Here is an 18,522-nt window from a genome sequence, read left to right as displayed (position 1 = left end):
AAGTGGTCATAATTCCTGGTCAGGCAGCCGAAGTCAGCGCAGTCGGCCACGTCCTGGCGGCGAATGCCTGCCAACCGACCAGATCTCGCGACGACTCATGGAGTGCACATTGAGTACGACGTTCCGTTCCCGTATCACCGCCCGGCTCGGGCGCACCTACCTGGCCAGGATCCAACGGCACGGAATCGGCACCTCCACGATCAAGCTGCTGCCGGAGGAACTGCTCATGCTCCTGCGCCGCGACGGTCTCGACCCCGTGCGCCGGGTGGCGGCAACCCGGGCGAGCGCGCCTGTCTCCAGGGTTTCGCTGCCGTTCGGCATGGACGCCTGGGTGGTCACCGGATACGAGGAGTCGAAGGCCGTACTCGGTTCCGCCGACGGGTTCAGCACGGACTTCGCCCACCTCGCGGGCAATGCCGGTATCGCGGCAGAGCAGAGCCCCGGCGGACTCGGATTCAGCGATCCGCCGGTGCACACGCGCCTTCGCCGCATCCTGACTCCGGAGTTCACCATGCGCCGCCTGCGGCGCCTGACACCCCGGATCGAAGCGATCGTCGAAGAACGCCTGGACGCGATGGAGGCCGCTCGCGGCCCGGTGGATCTGGTGCACGAGTTCGCACTGCCCGTCCCCTCCCTCACCATCTGCGAACTGCTGGGCGTGCCGTACCGGGACCGGCACGACTTCCAGCAACTGGCCATGGACCGCTTCGACCTCTTCGGCGGGACGACCGCGCCCTTCGGGGCCATGTCCGCCTCGCTGGACTACTTCAGGGAGGTCGTCAGGGCGCAGCGCAGGGAGCCCGGCGACGGGCTGCTCGGCATGATCGTGAGGGAACACGGGGACAGCGTCGACGACGAGGAACTGGCGGGGCTCGCCGACGGTGTGCTCACCGGCGGCTTCGAGACGACAGCCAGCACGATCGCGCTCGGCTCGCTCGTCCTGCTGCAGAACGAGGACGTCCTCGACCGGCTGCGTACGGACGACTCGATGACCGCACCCTTCGTCGAGGAGGTGCTGCGGTATCTCTCCGCGGTCCAGATGGCTTTCCCCAGGTTCGCCCGTGAGGACATCGAGATAGCCGGGGTGGTCATTCCGCGCGGTGACATGGTGCTCTGTTCCCTCAGCGGCGCCAACCGCGATCCCTCGTACGTCACGGACGACGGGCGTTTCGACCCTCACCGCATCACGCCCGCCGGCCACCTGGCGTTCGGCTACGGGATTCACCGCTGCATCGGCGCCGAGCTGGCACGCATGGAACTGCGCGTGGCGTTTCCCGCACTGGCCAGGCGGTTCCCCGGCATGCGGCTCGCCGTTCCGCCACAGGACCTCGGCTTCCGGAAGCTGTCGATCGTCTACGGCATCGACTCGCTCCCGGTACATCTGCACCGGGGCGCCTGAGCGCACCTCCTGCGGACCCCTGCCTGTCGCCCGCACACGGATCCGGAATTCATTCGCCCACGCGGACGGCGCTCTGCTTGGCTCGCCCCATGAGTGATCTCCGCATCCGCTGCGCCACCCTCGCCGACATCGACGCCGTCCTGCGGTTCTGGCCCGAGGCGGCCGAGGGAACGAGCATCAGCGACGACCACGACGGCGTGTCCCGACTGATCGCCCGGGACCCGGAGGCCCTGCTGCTCGCGGAGCGGGAGGGCCTGCTGGTGGGGAGCGTCATCACCGGCTTCGACGGATGGCGATGCCACGTCTACCGGCTCGCCGTGCATCCCGGGTTCCGGCGGCAAGGGGTCGGCACGGCACTGCTGGAAGCGGCGGACGCGCGTTTCGCCGCGCTCGGCGGCCGCCGGGCCGACGCCATGGTCCTGGAGGCGAACGAGCGCGCGCAGCACGCATGGGCCGCGGCCGGCTACCACCGTGAGGACCACTGGCGGCGGTGGGTGAAGCCGCTCTGAAGGAGGGGACGGCCTCGGAGTCGCGGGACCCGGCCACCCTCCCTCCCCACTTTGCCGATCCTTTACTATGAGTGCATCCCTTGCCGATCCGTTTGAAAGGTGTGAGCGTCCGCCCATGGGCGAGCCTCCCAGTAGCCGATATCGCCGACACCGCGCGATCCTCCCGTCCCTGCCCGATCATGGGACGGAGGTGAACCGATGACCGAAGTGCTTCTGCTGCTCGTGGCGGTCCTGCTCTCCCTTGCCTGCGGCGCCTTCGTCGCGGCGGAGTTCTCCCTGACCACGGTCGAACGCGGCCAGCTCGAACGGGCCGTGGAGCGGGAGGAACGCGGCGCCGCCAGCGCCTTGAAGGCGGTTCGCAGCCTCACCTTCCAGCTCTCCGGGGCCCAGCTGGGCATCACCGTCACCAACCTGGTCGTCGGCATGCTTTCGGAATCGTCCATCGCGAAACTGATCCGCGGCCCGGTCGAGGCCATCGGACTGTCGCCCGGCGTGGCGTCGTCCGTGGCCCTGGTCATCGGCACCGCCCTGTCCACCGTGTTCCTCATGGTGGTCGGTGAGCTCGTCCCGAAGAACTGGGCCATCTCCTCGCCGCTCGCCGTGGCCAAGACGGTGGCCACCCCGCAGCGCGCCTTCACCGCTGTCTTCCGGCCCTTCATCAGCCACCTCAACAACTCGGCCAACCACCTCGTGCGCCGCTTCGGGCTCGAACCGGCCGAGGAGCTGGCATCCGCCCGCAGCCCGAAGGAGCTGGTGGCACTGGCCCGGCACTCCGCCAAGGCCGGCGCCCTGGAGGCCGACACGGCGGAGCTCTTCGTGCGCACCCTCAATCTGGCGGAGCTGACCGCGGAGAACGTGATGACTCCCCGGGTACAGGTCACCGCTCTGGAGGTGCAGGCGACAGCGGAGGACGTCGCCAACGCGACCCGGGCCACCGGGCTGTCGCGATTCCCCGTGTACCGGGGCAGCCTGGACACCGTCGTCGGCGTCGCCCACATCAAGGACGTCCTGGCGATCCCCGCCGAGCAGCGGCCACGCAAGCGGGTCTCGGACATGCTGCGTGAGCCCCTGCTCGTGCCGGAGACCCTGACCGTGGACCGGCTGCTGGACCGGCTCTCCGGCAAGCTCGCCATGGCGGTCGTCATCGACGAGTACGGCGGCACCGCCGGCGTCGTGACGCTGGAGGACATCGTCGAGGAAGTCGTCGGCGAGGTGCGGGACGAGCACGACCCGCACGAGACGCCCGATCTCGCACCGGCCGGCGAGGACGCCGACGGGCGCACGCTGTGGTCGGCGGACGGCGCTGCCCGGACCGACCAACTGGAGACGATCGGACTGAGAGTGCCGGACGGACCGTATGAGACGCTCGCCGGGCTGATCGCCACGGAGGTGGGCCGCATCCCCGCCGTGGGTGACTCGATCGAGCTGGCAGGCTGGCGCCTCGACGTGGTGGACGCCTCCGGGCGGCGCGCCGCCCGGGCGCTGCTGCACGCCCCGCTGCCCGGTTCCGACGAGCCGTCGGAGGACGAGCGATGACCGCCGTACAACTCTTCATCGGTCTGCTGACCCTGGTCGTGAACGCCTTCTTCGTCGGTGCGGAGTTCGCTCTCATCTCCGTACGGCGCAGTCAGATCGAGCCGCAGGCCGAGGACGGGAACCGACGTGCGCGCAGCGTCATCTGGGGTCTCGAACACGTCTCGGCGCTGCTCGCGGCGGCGCAGCTGGGCATCACACTGTGCACCCTGGTCCTGGGTATCGTCGCCGAACCCGCCATCGCGCATCTGTTGGAACCGGTCTTCGACACCGGGGGTGTGCCGCACGGACTGGTCCACCCGATCTCGTTCGTGATCGCGCTCTCGGTGGCGACGTACCTGCACATGCTGCTGGGCGAGATGGTGCCGAAGAACATCGCGCTGGCCGAGCCCGTGAAGACCGCGCTGCTGCTCGGGCCGCCGCTGGTGACTCTGGCCCGGGCGCTGCGCCCGGTGATCTTCGCGATCAACGCCTTCGCCAACGCGCTGCTGAAGTTGTTGAGGGTGGAGACGAAGGACGAGGTGTCGGCGACGTTCTCGGACGACGAACTGGCCCGGCTCGTCAAGGACGCCGGCGACGCCGGGCTGGTCGACGACCGTGCGGCCGAGCGGCTGCACCACGCACTGGAGCTGGGCCGCAGGCCCGTGCGCGATGTGGTGCTGCCGGTGGACCGGGTGATGTACACGCGGGTCGGGACGACGCCCGAGGAGCTGGAGCGGCTCTCGTCCGAGACCGGGTTCTCGCGCTTCCCGGTGATGGACAGCGAACAGCGGATCCTGGGCTACCTCCATGTGAAGGATGCCCTCGACGTCGCACCTCGCGACATGCCGTTCCCGGTTTCCGCGATGCGGCCGATCGCCCGGGTGCGGGCGGCCACACCGCTCGACGACGTACTGACCGCGCTCCGGCGCAGTCGCACGCACCTGGCAGCGGTCCTCGATGACGACGACCGGCTGGCCGGGATGGTGACGATGGAGGACGTGCTCCGCGAGCTGGTGGGCCGCCCCCAGCCGCGCTGATCCCGTTCACGGGCGCCGGGTCCCGCTCCCCCGCGGGGGTGCGGGACCCGGCGCCCGGCCGCAAACAGGGCAGAGCGGGGCCTGCCTTCGTCTCCGGGATCGACCGGCCCGCACCGCGATACGATCGCAGGGCCATGGAAATAAATGCCGAATACACCAGTCTCGTCGCGGTAGGCGATTCGTTCACCGAGGGCATGTCGGACCTGCTGCCCGATGGTTCGTACCGGGGCTGGGCGGACGTTCTCGCCACCCGGCTGGCCACCCGTACCCCCGGATTCCGGTACGCCAATCTCGCTGTGCGCGGGAAGCTCATCGGCCAGATCGTGGACGAGCAGGTGGACGTGGCAGCGGCGATGCAGGCCGACGTGGTGACGCTGGTGGGCGGTCTCAACGACACCTTGCGGCCCAAGTGCGACATGGGCATGGTCCGCGGTCGGCTGGAGGAGGCCGTGGAACGCCTCGCGCCCTCGTGCAAGAAGCTGGTCCTGATGCGCAGCCCCGGTCGCAACGGACCGGTGATGGAACGATTCCGCCCCCGGATGGAAGAACTGTTCTCCCTGGTCGACGACCTGGCGGCCCGGCACGGCGCGGAGGTCGCCGACCTGTACGGGGCACCGGTACTCGGCGACCCCAGGATGTGGGACGTGGACCGGCTGCACCTGACCGCCGAGGGCCATCGCCGGGTGGCGGAAGCCGTCTGGCAGACGCTCGGACTGCCGCCGGAGGACGACTGGCAGACGCTGCTGACCACCGCGGTCCCACCGCGCTGGGCCACGCGACGGGTCGACGACGTGCTCTTCGCGCGCCGGCATCTGTTCCCCTGGATAGGACGACGTCTGACCGGACGCTCCTCGGGTGACGGCCGCTCGGGAGCGCACTTCAGCGCCGAGCTGGGGCGGGCCTTCTGGGTCACGCCCGTGGAGGACGGTGCCCCGGGCCCCGTCGCCACATGGCGACGGGTCGACACGGATCAGTAGCCGGCGCCTCGGGCACCCTGCGTGACCGCCCCAGCCGCCCCTGTCCGCACCCGTGCGCTCACACTCGCGTCCTCACTCGCGCCCTCACTCGCGCCTGTAGCAACGCACAAACCGGGGGCGGCGCCGACCTGCATAAACCGCCAGTAGAATCTGGACACGTGACTGCTGTGTCTGCGAAGCCTCGCATCCCCAATGTCCTGGCCGGCCGCTACGCCTCTACGGAGCTGGCTGTCCTCTGGTCCCCCGAGCAGAAGGTGAAGCTGGAACGTCAGCTGTGGCTGGCGGTGCTGCGCGCCCAGAAGGACCTCGGGATCGAGGTACCCGACGCGGCCCTCGCCGATTACGAGCGCGTCATCGACCAGGTCGACCTGGCCTCGATCGCCGAGCGCGAGAAGGTGACCCGGCACGACGTCAAGGCCCGCATCGAGGAGTTCAACGCCCTCGCCGGCCACGAGCAGGTCCACAAGGGAATGACCTCCCGCGACCTGACCGAGAACGTCGAGCAGCTCCAGATCCGCCTGTCGCTGGAACTGATGCGTGACCGCACCGTGGCGGTCCTGGCCCGGCTCGGCAAGCTCGCCGGTGAGTACCGCGAACTGGTCATCGCCGGCCGGTCCCACAATGTCGCGGCGCAGGCCACGACGCTCGGCAAGCGCTTCGCCACGGCGGCGGACGAGCTGCTGGTGGCCCACGGACGGCTTGAGGACCTGCTGGGCCGCTACCCGCTCCGCGGGATCAAGGGCCCCGTCGGCACGGCCCAGGACATGCTCGACCTGCTGGGCGGGGATGCCTCGAAGCTCGCCGATCTGGAGCAGCGCATCGCCGGACACCTCGGCTTCGCGCAGGCCTTCACGTCGGTCGGCCAGGTCTACCCGCGCTCGCTCGACTACGACGTGGTGACCGCCCTGGTGCAGCTGGCCGCGTCGCCTTCCTCGGTCGCGAAGACCATCCGGCTGATGGCCGGTCACGAGCTGGTGACCGAGGGCTTCAAGCCGGGCCAGGTCGGCTCCTCCGCCATGCCGCACAAGATGAACACCCGCTCCTGCGAGCGCGTGAACGGCCTCATGGTCATCCTCCGGGGTTACGCGTCGATGACCGGTGAGCTGGCGGGCGACCAGTGGAACGAGGGCGATGTGTCCTGTTCCGTGGTCCGCCGGGTGGCGCTGCCGGACGCGTTCTTCGCGTTCGACGGTCTGGTGGAGACGTTCCTTACGGTGCTCGACGAATTCGGTGCGTTCCCCGCGGTCGTCGCCCGCGAGCTGGACCGCTACCTGCCCTTCCTCGCCACGACCAAGGTGCTGATGGGCGCGGTTCGCGCCGGGGTCGGCCGTGAGGTCGCCCACGAAGCCATCAAGGAGAACGCGGTCGCGTCCGCTCTCGCCATGCGTGAGCAGGGCACGGAGCGCAACGAGCTCCTGGACAAGCTGGCAGCGGACGAGCGCATCCCGCTCGACCGCGCGCAGCTGGATGAGCTCATGGCCGACAAACTCTCCTTCACAGGTGCGGCAGGTGACCAGGTCACGGCCCTCATCGGGCGGATCGAGGAGATCACCAAGCAGTACCCGGAGGCCGCCGGCTACACGCCGGGCTCGATCCTCTGATGCGAAGGACCACCGGTCGATGACACCGGAAGAGCTCCTGGCCGCCCGCGACCGCATCGTTCCCGATGTCGTCGCGGGCGGCCTGCGCGTCCTGTTCTGCGGAATCAACCCGAGCCTGATGACAGGTGCCACGGGCCATCACTTCGCCTTCCCCGGCAATCGTTTCTGGCCGGTGCTCCACTTGTCGGGATTCACCCCACGCCAGCTGAAGCCCTGCGAGCAGTCCGAGCTGCTCCGCTACGGACTGGGCATCACCAACGTGGTGGCCAGAGCCACCGCCCGAGCCGACGAACTGTCGGCCGAGGAATTCCGGGTCGGGGGCCGTCTGCTCACCTCGAAGGTCGAGGAGCTGCGGCCGCACTGGCTGGCCGTCGTCGGCATCACGGCCTACCGGACGGCATTCGGCGAGCGCCGGGCCGGCATCGGCCCGCAGGACCGGAAGATCGGCGGGGCCCGCGTCTGGGCCCTGCCGAACCCCAGCGGCCTGAACGCCCACTGGACCGTCGGCTCCATGGCTGACGAGTACGGACGTCTCCGGTCAGCCGTCGACTCTGCCACCCCGGCCTCCTGAGCCCTTTCGTTCGAAAGCCGTTTCCCCACCGCGCGTGATCACTTGATTCCTGCTGGTCAGGCATTGGTTCGCTCGCTCGGGTCGAGCGAGGCATCGCGCCGTCTTGTGTCCGCCTCACGGTCGAGGGGTGCGCGGTGGAGCCGGTGCCGGGCTCGGCGGTGCCCCTGAGGGAGAGGGCTGCCGGTGACGGTTCCGGCGCCGGGCTGTCAGCGGATTCCGGGCGTGCTGGAGCAACATCGATCCACGGGGCAAGGGCGTCGTGGAGCCAAGCAGGTCACGGTGGTGCCGGGCCTGGACGCGACGCCGGCGAAAGCCGAGGGGTGCGGGCGGGAGTCCGGCGCATGGCGGAGCGCGGGGAGCTTCTCCCGGGGACGTCGGGGACAGCCGGTGCCGGCCGGCGGACACCCGATCGGGATGATCGGCCGCGTTGCCTTCCTTGCGAGGACCTCTTCCGGGCAGACCATCGTCCGCCGGCGGCGACATCTGACGTGCGCATGTCATTACGGGGGCTTGGCGCGGGGCGGTCCGGCTCAGCCGAGAAGTTCGGTGGAACCGAGAAGTTCGGTGGAACCGAGGGCGAAGTCCCAGTGCCCGATTCCATGGCGGGCGAGGCCCACGGTGAGCAGACCTGCTCCTTCGAGCCAGTGCGCCATCTTCAGCTCGCCGACGTCCAGCGGGCGCAGCCCGAGGCTCTTGACGAACGTCGCCACGTCGGCCTTGGCCTGCGCACTGTCGCCGGCTACGAAGACATCGGGCCGGCCCTTCTCCAGGACGTTGCGGAAGATGGTGTTGAAGGCCTTCACCACGCTGGAACCGGCCGGGGCCACCTTGGCGACTTCCTGCGCGATCGAGGTCTGGCCGTGGTGGGCGAGGCCGTCGAACTCGGCGTTGAAGGGGTTGCTGATGTCGACGACGATCTTGCCTGCGAGAGCGTCTCCGTAGTGGGTGACGCTCGGAACGACGCCGTCGAACAACAGGGCCACGATGACGATGTCCCCGGTCGGCACGGCGCCCCACTGTCCCGCCGTGGCGCCGCCGCCGAGAGCCTTGGCCAGATCGGCGGCCTTGGACGTGTCGCGGCCCATGACCTCGACGGTGTTGCCGCCCGCTACCGCGAGCGTGCCGATGGTGCGGGCCATGTTTCCGGTGCCGATGATGCTGATGCTGCTCATGAGGAGTGCTCTCTTCCTTGTTGCCGAGCTTTCGCTTCGTCGTGTGCGTGGTTGCGAGGGCTTGGTGGCTCCCCGCTCGTGAGCCGTTCCCAGGGCTGCATGCCGAGGAGCCGCGCAAGGGGCTTCTTCGTCACGACGGCCGACGACAGCGGGCGCCAGGAGATGGAGATGGCCGCCTCGGCGATCTTGCCGTCGTCGTCGAGCCTGATGCAGTCCATGCTGTCGGGCAGCGGCCGCTTCGGTCGGCAGCCTGAGGAACGCGGGCGTGGTGGGGTTTCGCCACTGAGCGCCTCCTCGTAGGTGAGGTCGGCCGGCACAGTGCCGATGGTCCGGATGACGGCCGTGTCGGCCCAGCGGCCGACGAGTGACTCATCACCGAGCGGGCTGATCAGTTCCACGTCCGTGGCGAGTAGAGGGGCGCGACCGTCTCCGTCGGCACCGCAGCGCATGGAGTCGACGAGGGACTTGATGGGGGCGCGGTACGGGGCGAACGTGGCCGTAGCCGCCCCCTGTCGACATGAGATCTGTCGTTCTGTGTGAGACCTGGTCGGCACGTCCGCCCGCTATCGCGTTCCCGCAAGGCGCGCCCTGCGGCGCGGACGCCGTTGGACCTCAGTGGGTCCGGTCGGCTGTCGGCAGGTCGGTCCGCTGTGGGAAGGTCGGTCAGATGACGGTGGTGCCGCCGTCGGTGACCAGTTCCAGTCCGTTGACGTAGGTTGAGTCGTTGGAGGCGAGGAAGAGTGCGACGGATGCGATCTCCTCGGGGCGGCCCATCTCTCCGCGGGGGATCAGGGACTCGAAGGCCTTCTTCGTGGCCTCGTCGAACACCTCTTCCTGCTTGGCCGTGGCGACCTGGCCCGGGGTGAGCACGTTGAAGCGAATCCGGCGGTCCTTGAGCTCGTTGAGCCACACCCGGGCCCAGGCCTGCTGTACGGCCTTGCTGCCGGCGTAGACGCTCCAGCCGGGGAAGCCTCGCAGGGAGGCGTTGGACCCGGTCATGAGGACTGAGGCGCCGTCGTTGAGCAGTGGCAGTGCTTTCTGCACGGTGAACAGGGTGCCACGTGCGTTGAGCCAGAAGGCGCGGTGGAACTGCTCCTCAGTGATCTCGCCGAGCTTGCCCTGCTCCCCCATACCGGCACTGGCCCACAGGACGTCTATCGAGCCCTTTTCCTTCTTGACGGCCTCGTACAGGCGGTCCAGGTCGTCCAGTTCGGCAGCGTCGCCGCGTACGGCGGTGACGCTGCGGCCGATCAGCTTGACGGCTTCGTCCAGCGTTTCCTGCCGTCGGCCCAAGATGAAGACGTGGGCGCCCTCTTCCACGAACAGCTGGGCTCCGGCCAGCGCCATGCCGGTTGACGCGCCGGTGATCACCGCTACCTTGCCATCGAGCTTTCCCATGATCACTCCACTGAGCTACGGGTATTCGGAACAGCCGGAAACTTATGTACACCGAACTGTGTACTTAACGTATCCGACGGCCGACCCGGGCGCAAGCTAAGTACACCGGTCGTTACCTACGTGGGCTAAGCTGCAGGTATGGCAGAGATGGAGAAGGGGCCCCAGGGCCTGCGCCGCGGCAGGGGCGCGCGCGAGCGCATCCTGCACGCGTCACAGCAGCTGTTCTGTGATCAAGGCATCAACCACACCGGCATGGACCAGCTGTGCGCGGTGGCCCAGGTGTCGAAGCGCACGGCTTACCAGCACTTCACCGGCAAGGACGAACTCGTCACCGAGTACCTGCGGCACTTCGATCCTGACGTCATGCCCGGGGTCTTCGACCGCACGGACCTCACACCGCGCGAACGACTCCTGGCGGCGTTCGACGTGCCCAAGACCGGGCCGCACGACCTCACACCCATGTGCCCCTACATCGCGGCGTCCATCGAGATCAGCGACCCCGAACACCCCGCACGCCAATATGCGCAGGACTACAAGAAAGCCATCGCCGCCCGACTCACCGACACCGCCCGCGAAGCCGGCGCCACCGACCCCGACCACCTCGGCGAACAGCTGGCCCTGCTCCTCGACGGTGCCGCGGCCCGCACCCGGGTCCTCAACGCAGACGCCTTCCCCGCCGCCGCCGCCATCGCCGCCGTGCTCGTCGACAACGCCGTTCCCTCCGCACCCCGGGGATATGAGAACGCGACGGTCGGATAGCCCAGGGGGGACACTCGCGCCCTCCTTACCGGGGATCCTGGTGCCACGGTCCGGCAGGCAGAGCTGGTCGACAACCGGCGGCAGGCCCTGGACAGGAGCAACCTGTTCGCCGCGCTGCACCCTCCTGCGCCCTGCACCCCGCGCCCCGCGCCCTGCGCCCTGCGCCCTGCGCCCTGCGACAAATGTCGGGCTCAGTGATCGCCGCACGCTCCCGTCACGTCGCTCGGTGCGGCACCGGACTGGTGCCGCACTGAGCGACTCGTCGGCGGGTGCACGGAAGAATCGACGGCTCTCCAGCTCTGCCCGCCGTGGCGGGTCAGAGCTTGTCGGTCGCGGTGGGGGCGCGGTCGCCGGCGAAGAACCTGCGCAACATCTCGTGGGCACGCTCGGCCTTCATCCGGTACGTCTCCTGGTCGAGTTCGCTGTCGGGGGTCAACGACGAACTCGATCAGGAGACGGTTCGGGTCGTACGCGTACGGAGACCGCAGGACCGCGCGGTTGATGGAGAAGTGCTCGATCCTTCCGCTGGGACCTGCTCGCAGGCCGCAGGCCGCAGGCCGCAGGCCACAGGCCACAGGCCATCGTGAAGTGGCTGCCGGGATCGTCTGAAGTTCCAGAGCGGTGCCCATCGGCGGGGACGGCGGGACTCCAGTACCCGTGATCGGTCCGGGCCCGGGGCGAAACAGGTGCCGCGCCGCAAGTCCCTGTTCTCAGTCCTCGGCCGCCTCTGGCGTGGGGTTTCGGGCGGGAAGCCGCGTCTCTCCGCTGGTCATGGGATTCGCGTGCGAAATCAGCGGACTCAGATGTGGCGTGGGTCATGGGAACTCCTCGTCCGGGCCGGAGAGGTAGGTGGTGTGAGATGTGATGAACAAAGAGATCGGGAGCGCATGCGCGCACGAATCAGGGCGGGCGACCGCGATGCGTTCGCCGCGCTCTACGAGGAGTACGCGCGGGTGGTCTACAACCACGCCTACCGACTGACGGGCGATTGGTCGACGGCCGAGGAGGTTTTGTCCGAGACCTTCCTGGCCGCCTGGCGCAACCGTCAGGTCGTCGAGCCGGAGGGCGACTCGCTGCGGCCGTGGCTGCTCGGGATCGCGACGAACAAGGCACGCAACGCTACCCGCGGTACGGGGCGGCGCTTGGCCTTCCTGGCCCGCCGCCCCGCCCCGGAACCGGTGGCGGACATCGCCGACGCCACGGCCGGACGTGTCGACGACACACGGCGGCTCGCCGCGATCCGGCAGGCACTGGGCGGACTCCGCCGTCAGGAGCACGAGGTACTGACCCTCTGCGTCTGGTCCGGGCTGGATTACGCCGAAGCCGCTGAAGCCCTCGGCATCCCGGTGGGCACCGTGCGGTCGCGGCTGTCCCGCGCCCGCAAACGGCTGCGACGGCTCACCGACGAGCAGCTCCGCCGGACACCGGACGTGTCGGCGCGGGCCGCGCGAGCGGGAGAAGCGGTCCGATCCGGAAGGGAACCCCGCCCCCGCCGCGGAGAGGTAGAGGGCAGGGCCGCGTTCGCGGCCTCGCCCATCCAGGAGGAAGCCCGATGAACGACCGCACCTTGGGCCCCGAGCGGGCCGAACACGAGGAACTGGTCCGGCTGTTGCCGGCCCCGGCCGAACGGGACCTGCCCCCGGGCCGCCATCTCCACCACAAGGAAACCCTGATGCATCTCATCGACCAGGACGGCGACCGCGCCACCGCACGCCCCCGGGCCTCCCTGTTTCGCCCCGCCGTCCTGCTTCCCGTCGTCGGACTGGCCCTGGGCGGGGTGCTGCTGACCACGCTCACCGGGACCGGCCAGGACCGTGCTCCGGCACCGTCCGCCGCAGGCACTCATTCCCAGGCCACGACCCCGCGTGGCGCGGCCGTACTGCTCGAGCGGGTCGCCTCCGTGGCCGCGGAGAAGGGCGAACAGAAGGTCACCGACAACCAGTTCGTCTACGTCAGGACACTGCAGGCCGGAAACGAGGGCGAATTCGGCGGCCGGATGAAACTGACCGAGCCCCGCGAGCGTGAAGTCTGGATGTCCCAGAAGGCGGGGCCAGTGATCGACGTCGGCCTGATCCACGAGGACGGCTCGTACTTCCCGATCACGGTCGGGGTCCCGGACGGCGAGACCGCTGTCGGCTACCCGTCGGGTCTCAACCGGCCGACGTACACATGGCTGGCCTCCCTGCCCACCGACCCCGACGTCCTGCTCCGGCGGCTCACCACCGAGATCACCCGGGACCAGGACCTGCGCGGCACCCCGGACCAGGAGCGGGATCAGGCCCAGGACACCTTCGACGCCATCGGCGAGCTGTTGCGGGAGACGCTGATGCCGCCGAAGACCGCGGCCGCCCTCTACAAGGCCGCGGCCAAGATCCCTGGCGTCACTGTGGACTCCGAGGCGGTGGATGCGGCCGGTCGGCACGGGGTCGGCGTGGCCCGCGACAACGCCCGTGCCGGTTGGCGTACCGCCTGGATCTTCGACTCGACCACCCTGGAGTACCTGGGTGAACGGAGCTACCTCATCCGCGACACCTCCATGGGCAGGAAGGGCGCCCTGATCAACAAGTCGGCGGTCCTGAAGCGCGCGGTCGTCGACGCCCTCCGCGAAAAGCCGTCGACCGAGAAGCCGTCGGCCGAGAAGTCATCGACCGGGAGGCCATCGACGACGACCTGATCCCGTCAGGGCGTTGCGGGAGCGTGGCTATGCGCCCAGGTAGAAGCGGTTGGGGCGCGCGGCTACGCGCCCCGGTAGGAAGCTGCCGAGGCGTGGGTACGTGCACGGCACCGCACTTTCCACCCCCGCCGGGGGCGCCAGGCACATCAAGCCACGGCGCGCACGCGCCCATCAGGCACGTCAAGCACGTCAAGCACGTCAAGCACCAGGATCATGCGCGGGAGGGACGCGACTGACACCCGTTCATTCCTCCGTTGGCCTGCCGCCCCGTCTGACACGCCGCAGCCTGTATCCGCCCTTGTCCACCGGGGCCGGGACGACTGCGGGGCCCCGGGTACGGCGGAACGACCGCTCCGGATGCCACGCTGGCACGGAACTCCCGGAACACGTACGTGGGTGTACGCCGCCCTGCCGGCGAGCGCGTCCGGCCGGGTCCGGGGCTCCCTCGTCGTCGGAGAACGGGCAGACGAGCAGCCGGGCAGCCGGGCCACGTCGCCGAAGGCGGGAGCATCTTCGGCCTGTCCGGTGGTGCGACCGAAAGAGTAGGGGTCGGCAGCGGGCATCGGCCGCGAGGTCCATCTTGGGGGCGGACCGCCACGTGGCCGGCTGTTGGCGTGGTCGGGCTGTTCGCCTGCCGGGCCCCCCACGTACGGACCACCGATCAGCGAATCCGAACGACACGGCCCAGCCAGGGCCTGACGGCAGAGGACGTCCATCCGCCACAACTTCCCGCGCCTAAGCTCCGGGGCGGCGGCACCGCCTCTCCTTCAGATCACGGAGGATCGATCTCGGTCACCACCACGCTTAGCTCGCACCCGGGGCCCTCCTCCTCCAGGTACATCGCCAGCGCGATCCACCGAGTCTCTATGCGCCAGAGCCGGAGATACTCGCACCCCGCTACGGTTTCCGCCCACGGGTCGGGTATCTCCTCACCGGACATCATCCGCTCCTGGGCACTCCACAGATTGATCAGCTGCGGCTCACCCCAGCGTGCGCCGAGCACGGTGATCAGGGCCTCGTACTCGGCAAGACACTGTGCTCTGAGCTCCAGCCGCCCCGCCTCATCATCGAGGTCCCAGTATTCGGCGTCGGCGCGCAAGGACGCCGTGTGGTAGCCGGGCCCGCTGACTCCCGATCCCGACCGGATGCGTTCCGCGGGGAATTCTCGGGTGCGCATCCCGTCGATGAGGCGGAGGTGATGTGCGGTGGTCATGCTGTCAGTAAACCGTCCGGCACTGACAACGGGATTCGCACCCTGCACTTTGAGTGGGTTTCAGCCACCCATCCAGGAGTCTTCGGTTTCACCAGGGCCACAGCTACGGCCATCGGGAGGGGTTCATCGAGCGGGTCCATCGAGCCGCCTCACCCACAAGTGGCTGACAGAGCCCGCGCTTCCGGCCCGTTCAATGCTGGAAGTACTCGGACATCACGTCGCTGACCATACCGGCTGTCTGATGTCCAGTGCGCGGAATTCCGCCATCGTCGGCTTCAGGTCAATGACCGGGGTGCCCGAGATTGCGTCGAGCCCCACCACCGTCAGTTCGCGGCCGCGGACGGCCTCGATGGCGCAGCACGTCACCCCGATGCGGTTGGGCCTGCGGGGTCCGCGGCCGGCAAAGACTCCGACGGGCGGGAGGTCGGAGCGGCCGCGGTAAGGGCGGGCGCGGTAGTCCTCGCCTTCCGGGAACTGGTCGAAGATGAAGAGGACCTCCACGTGGGAGAAGCCTTCCAGTCCTTGGAGGCAAGCCTCGCCGTACCGTGCATCGATGGTGATGGTGCTGCGGACGGCGCCCCAGTGGTCCGTGTCCTGAACGTCCGTCCGGTCGTTCAGGACAGTACCTATCGACGTGACCTCGAAGCTCGGCATGGCCTGGTTCTATACCTTCGCTCAGCGGCCTGACCGTCGGACAGACAGACTGGCTCAATTGAGCGCCCGCCCCCGGAACATGTTTAGGCATCCCGCTGCCGCAGTGCCCACCATCCGGCCAACAACGACGCCCCGGCCCACGCCGCGGTGACGGCCATCCCGGTCCAGGGGCCCATGGTGCCTTCCGGGTGCTGGTGCAGCACCAACTGTCCGGACCGGTCGGGAAGATACTCGGCCACGCCGCCTGCGACGTCACCAACAACGAACGAGACGATCAGAATGAAGGGGATGAGAAGACTGAGCACGGCAGCCGCGCTGCGGAGCAGGACGGTCAGTCCCGCGGCGAAGAGTGTCATCAGAGCGAGATATATGCCGCTGCCGAGGGCAGCCCTCCACGCGCCCGGTTCGCCCAGCCCGATGGCGTACTCCCCCATGAACAGCTGACCGACCAGAAACGAGCTGAAGCTGGTGACCAGCCCTACCGCAAGGGCCACACCCCCGATGAGTGACATTTTGACCGTGTAGAAGAGGGTGCGGCGCGGAACGGCAGCCAACGACATGCGCAGCGCACCGGTGACGTATTCGGACGAGATCGCCGTGGCTCCGAAACTGATGGCCGCGATCTGACCGAAGTTCAGCGCGTAGAAGGCGCCGAAGACGAGGTCGGCGTCCGCGTTGTCCGCCTCGGCCTGGCCCACGGTTGCGAAGGCGAGCACCGTGATGGCCATGGTGACGAGAAATACAGCAGCGAGGGATCCTGCGGCGGACCGCACCGATCTGATCTTGATCCACTCGGATCTCAGCACTGCGGTGGTCGACATCGTCAGGCCTCCTGTGTGGTTGTGGTGGAGGCGACGGACTCGAACTCCGCCGCACCCGCGGTGAGATCCAGATACGCCTGCTCAAGCGTGGCCTGCTCGTCCATGAGCTGAAGAACCGGCAGGCCTTCCGTGGCAGCGAGCGCCCCGATCTCGTCCGCTCTCGCTCCATCGACGGTCCAGCACCCGTCCTCGCCCTTCTCCGCCCGGTATCCCTTGCGTTTCAGGGCCTCTCCGAAGCGGTTGGATTCGGCCGTGCGTACGCGCACCCGCGGCCGGCTGCGGGAGTTGAGGAAGTCCTGCATCGGAAGATCAGCGAGCAGGCGGCCACGCCCGAGGACGATCAGGTGGTCGGCGAACGACGACGTCTCGTTCATCAGGTGACTGGATACCAAGACGGTGCGGCCCTCCCGTGCCAGCCGCTTCATCAGCTCCCGGATCCAGATGATGCCTTCTGGATCCAGCCCGTTCGACGGCTCGTCGAGCATGACGACCTCAGGGTCGCCGAGCAGTGCTGCCGCTATACCGAGGCGCTGGCGCATCCCGAGGGAGAACGTTTTGACCCGCCGGCCCCCGACGCGGCCGAGCCCGGCCTCCTCCAGCACTTCCTCGACTCTCTTGCCGCTCATGCCGTTGCTCGTGGCCAGCGCGAGCAAGTGGTTGTACGCCGTCCGCGAACCGTGGGCGGCCTGCGCGTCGAGCAGTACCCCGACGCGTCGAAGCGGATCCGCGAGAGCCGCGTAGGCCCGCCCGCCGATCCTGGCGGTCCCGCCGGTGGGCCGGTCCAAGCCGAGGACGAGTCGCATGGTGGTGGACTTGCCCGCCCCGTTCGGCCCGAGGAAGCCGGTGACCCGGCCGGGCCGCACGCTGAACGTGAGTCGGTCCACGGCGCGGGTGGCGCCGTAGTCCTTGGTGAGTTCGTCAACGTCGATGTTGGTCATGTGCTCAGCCTGGCCGCGGCGCCGGGGCGCGGTCCTCCCCCACCGGTGTGGATCATCTCCCTCGCTCGGGGGAGCCGCCGCGCCGGGCGCGCTGGCACGATGACAACATGCTCAGCTTCCTCCACCCGTTGACCGCGCCGGTCACCTACACCCGGTGGCTTCATCTGCTCCTGCCCGGCGCCGCAGTGAGTGTCTGGCTGTTCATCTCGACGGACACGCCTTGGGTGCCGGTCGTCCTCGCCGCCCTGGTGGGGCTGATTCCCGGCATGCGTCTGGCCGAGGGGGTCCAGGCGCAACTGCTGCTCACGCCACAGGAGCGGGGTGATGCCGAGGCGACCATTTCGGTCGCTCCCTCCTCGTCGTGGTCCGAGCGGTGGCGGACCGCGCTCTGGCTGGAGGTGCGGCTGTTCTGTGCCGGCCTGGCCGGCATGGCGACGGTGTGGCTGTCAGCTACGACGGTCGATCTCGTCCGCTCCGCGGTCGGCGCAGAGCCGAGCGCCGAGTGGTTCGCCACCGGGCTGGGCACGCACTGGTGGGCTGCCCTCCTCGCGCCCGTCCCCTTGGTGATGCTGCTCGCTGTCGTTGTGAGCTGCGGGGAGCTGATCACCGCCGCAGCCCGGTGGCTGCTGGGACCGACCCAGAAACAGCGGATGACCGCGTTGGAGGAGCGTACGGAGCAGCTGCTCGAGCGCAACCGGATCGCTCGCGAGCTGCATGATTCGATCGGGCACGCCCTGACGGTCGCGGTCGTTCAGGCAGGTGCGGCACGGGCGGCGCACGACCCGGCGTTCACCGAGCGGGCACTGGCGGCGATCGAGGAGACGGGTCGTGATGCGCTGGACGACCTGGAGCGGGTGCTGCGCGTACTGCGCGAATCGGGTACGCCGCCGGGGCAGCGCCCATCGCTGAGCGAAGCTGACCGTCTGCTGGATTCCGCCCGCGGTTCCGGTGCCGAGGTGGATGCAGATGTGTCCGGTCCGCTGGAACAGGTACCGGCGTCGGTCTCCCGCGAGGGCTACCGCATCCTCCAGGAGGCCCTCACCAATGTCCTGCGTCATTCCGGGTCGGTTGCGGTCCGGGTCCGCATCAAGGTCGCTGAGGGCCAGTTGGAGCTGAAAGTGACAAATCCGCTCAAGGGTTCGGCAACTACCCCGGGCGACGGAAGCGGGCTGAGGGGTATCAGGGAGAGAGCCGCTCTACTGGGAGGCAGCGCCGAGACGGGACCGTGCGAGGGGGAATGGATGGTGCACGCAAGCCTTCCTCTGTACCGCATACGCTGACCGG

The 18,522-nt window shown here is 68.9% G+C and carries 18 protein-coding genes; 11 read left to right on the top strand and 7 right to left on the bottom strand.

The features are described from left to right. Positions 1-109 precede the first annotated feature (109 nt). From OG538_RS31595 to mug, 7 genes are all read left to right on the top strand, one after another. Positions 110-1,399, top strand: a complete 1,290-nt coding sequence (locus OG538_RS31595) for a cytochrome P450 (protein WP_406098847.1) — start codon at positions 110-112, stop codon at positions 1,397-1,399. Positions 1,400-1,488: 89 nt separating this feature from the next. Beyond that, on the top strand, positions 1,489-1,908 hold the full coding sequence (locus OG538_RS31590; RefSeq protein WP_406098846.1) for a GNAT family N-acetyltransferase: 420 nt from the start codon (positions 1,489-1,491) through the stop codon (positions 1,906-1,908). Positions 1,909-2,106: 198 nt separating this feature from the next. After that, complete coding sequence (locus tag OG538_RS31585) at positions 2,107-3,444, top strand: hemolysin family protein (protein WP_406098845.1); 1,338 nt, start codon at positions 2,107-2,109, stop codon at positions 3,442-3,444. Then, the gene (locus OG538_RS31580; RefSeq protein WP_406098844.1) at positions 3,441-4,460 is read left to right on the top strand and encodes a hemolysin family protein; all 1,020 of its coding nucleotides are present in this window, start codon (positions 3,441-3,443) and stop codon (positions 4,458-4,460) included. Before OG538_RS31585 ends, OG538_RS31580 begins: the two co-directional genes overlap by 4 nt. Before the next feature lie 134 nt (positions 4,461-4,594). Then, a complete protein-coding gene (locus OG538_RS31575; RefSeq protein ID WP_406098843.1) occupies positions 4,595-5,437 on the top strand; it encodes an SGNH/GDSL hydrolase family protein in 843 nt (280 codons plus the stop codon). 158 nt (positions 5,438-5,595) lie between these two features. Then, the gene (gene purB / locus OG538_RS31570) at positions 5,596-7,038 is read left to right on the top strand and encodes an adenylosuccinate lyase (RefSeq protein ID WP_406098842.1); all 1,443 of its coding nucleotides are present in this window, start codon (positions 5,596-5,598) and stop codon (positions 7,036-7,038) included. A 19-nt stretch (positions 7,039-7,057) separates the two neighbouring features. Further along, positions 7,058-7,609, top strand: a complete 552-nt coding sequence (gene mug, locus OG538_RS31565) for a G/U mismatch-specific DNA glycosylase (protein ID WP_406098841.1) — start codon at positions 7,058-7,060, stop codon at positions 7,607-7,609. 530 nt (positions 7,610-8,139) lie between these two features. Here the strand turns inward: mug and OG538_RS31560 are convergent. The 3 genes from OG538_RS31560 to OG538_RS31550 all read right to left on the bottom strand — a co-directional run bounded on the left by OG538_RS31560 (position 8,140) and on the right by OG538_RS31550 (position 10,179). After that, positions 8,140-8,781, bottom strand: coding sequence for an NADPH-dependent F420 reductase (locus OG538_RS31560; RefSeq protein WP_406098840.1), 642 nt, complete (start codon positions 8,779-8,781; stop codon positions 8,140-8,142). After that, entirely contained in the window at positions 8,778-9,179 is a 402-nt protein-coding gene (locus tag OG538_RS31555) for a hypothetical protein (protein WP_406098839.1), read from the bottom strand. Before OG538_RS31555 ends, OG538_RS31560 begins: the two co-directional genes overlap by 4 nt. A gap of 265 nt (positions 9,180-9,444) precedes the next feature. Continuing rightward, positions 9,445-10,179: an SDR family NAD(P)-dependent oxidoreductase gene (locus tag OG538_RS31550; RefSeq protein WP_406098838.1), complete on the bottom strand. Its 735-nt coding sequence runs from the start codon at positions 10,177-10,179 to the stop codon at positions 9,445-9,447. 138 nt (positions 10,180-10,317) lie between these two features. Here OG538_RS31550 and OG538_RS31545 point away from each other — a divergent pair, with 138 nt between their 5' ends. From OG538_RS31545 to OG538_RS31535, 3 genes are all read left to right on the top strand, one after another. Then, complete coding sequence (locus OG538_RS31545) at positions 10,318-10,938, top strand: TetR/AcrR family transcriptional regulator (RefSeq protein ID WP_406098837.1); 621 nt, start codon at positions 10,318-10,320, stop codon at positions 10,936-10,938. An 887-nt stretch (positions 10,939-11,825) separates the two neighbouring features. Continuing rightward, positions 11,826-12,494 carry an RNA polymerase sigma factor gene (locus tag OG538_RS31540; protein WP_406098836.1) on the top strand — a complete coding sequence of 223 codons (669 nt, stop codon included), beginning with the start codon at positions 11,826-11,828 and terminating at the stop codon, positions 12,492-12,494. Next, positions 12,491-13,612 carry a CU044_5270 family protein gene (locus tag OG538_RS31535; protein ID WP_406098835.1) on the top strand — a complete coding sequence of 374 codons (1,122 nt, stop codon included), beginning with the start codon at positions 12,491-12,493 and terminating at the stop codon, positions 13,610-13,612. Before OG538_RS31540 ends, OG538_RS31535 begins: the two co-directional genes overlap by 4 nt. 772 nt (positions 13,613-14,384) lie before the next feature. On the opposite strand, the gene OG538_RS31530 is transcribed toward OG538_RS31535, so the two are convergent. The 4 genes from OG538_RS31530 to OG538_RS31515 form a co-directional block, all read right to left on the bottom strand. Further along, a complete protein-coding gene (locus OG538_RS31530) occupies positions 14,385-14,825 on the bottom strand; it encodes a hypothetical protein (protein ID WP_406098833.1) in 441 nt (146 codons plus the stop codon). A gap of 213 nt (positions 14,826-15,038) precedes the next feature. After that, positions 15,039-15,479, bottom strand: coding sequence for an SAM-dependent methyltransferase (locus OG538_RS31525; RefSeq protein ID WP_406098832.1), 441 nt, complete (start codon positions 15,477-15,479; stop codon positions 15,039-15,041). 83 nt (positions 15,480-15,562) lie between these two features. Next, the gene (locus OG538_RS31520; protein ID WP_406100384.1) at positions 15,563-16,306 is read right to left on the bottom strand and encodes an ABC transporter permease; all 744 of its coding nucleotides are present in this window, start codon (positions 16,304-16,306) and stop codon (positions 15,563-15,565) included. After that, a complete protein-coding gene (locus tag OG538_RS31515; protein WP_406098831.1) occupies positions 16,303-17,238 on the bottom strand; it encodes an ABC transporter ATP-binding protein in 936 nt (311 codons plus the stop codon). The genes OG538_RS31520 and OG538_RS31515 overlap by 4 nt, the downstream gene beginning before the upstream one ends. Positions 17,239-17,345: 107 nt before the next feature. On the opposite strand from OG538_RS31515, the gene OG538_RS31510 reads away from it, so the two are divergent. Beyond that, on the top strand, positions 17,346-18,518 hold the full coding sequence (locus OG538_RS31510) for a sensor histidine kinase (protein ID WP_406098830.1): 1,173 nt from the start codon (positions 17,346-17,348) through the stop codon (positions 18,516-18,518). The last annotated feature ends 4 nt before the right edge of the window (positions 18,519-18,522 follow it).

The sequence above is a fragment of the Streptomyces sp. NBC_01013 genome (assembly GCF_045162765.1).
GTDB lineage: Bacteria > Actinomycetota > Actinomycetes > Streptomycetales > Streptomycetaceae > Streptomyces.
Note: the sequence above shows the minus strand (reverse complement) of the source record. Positions and strands in the feature narration are given on the sequence as shown.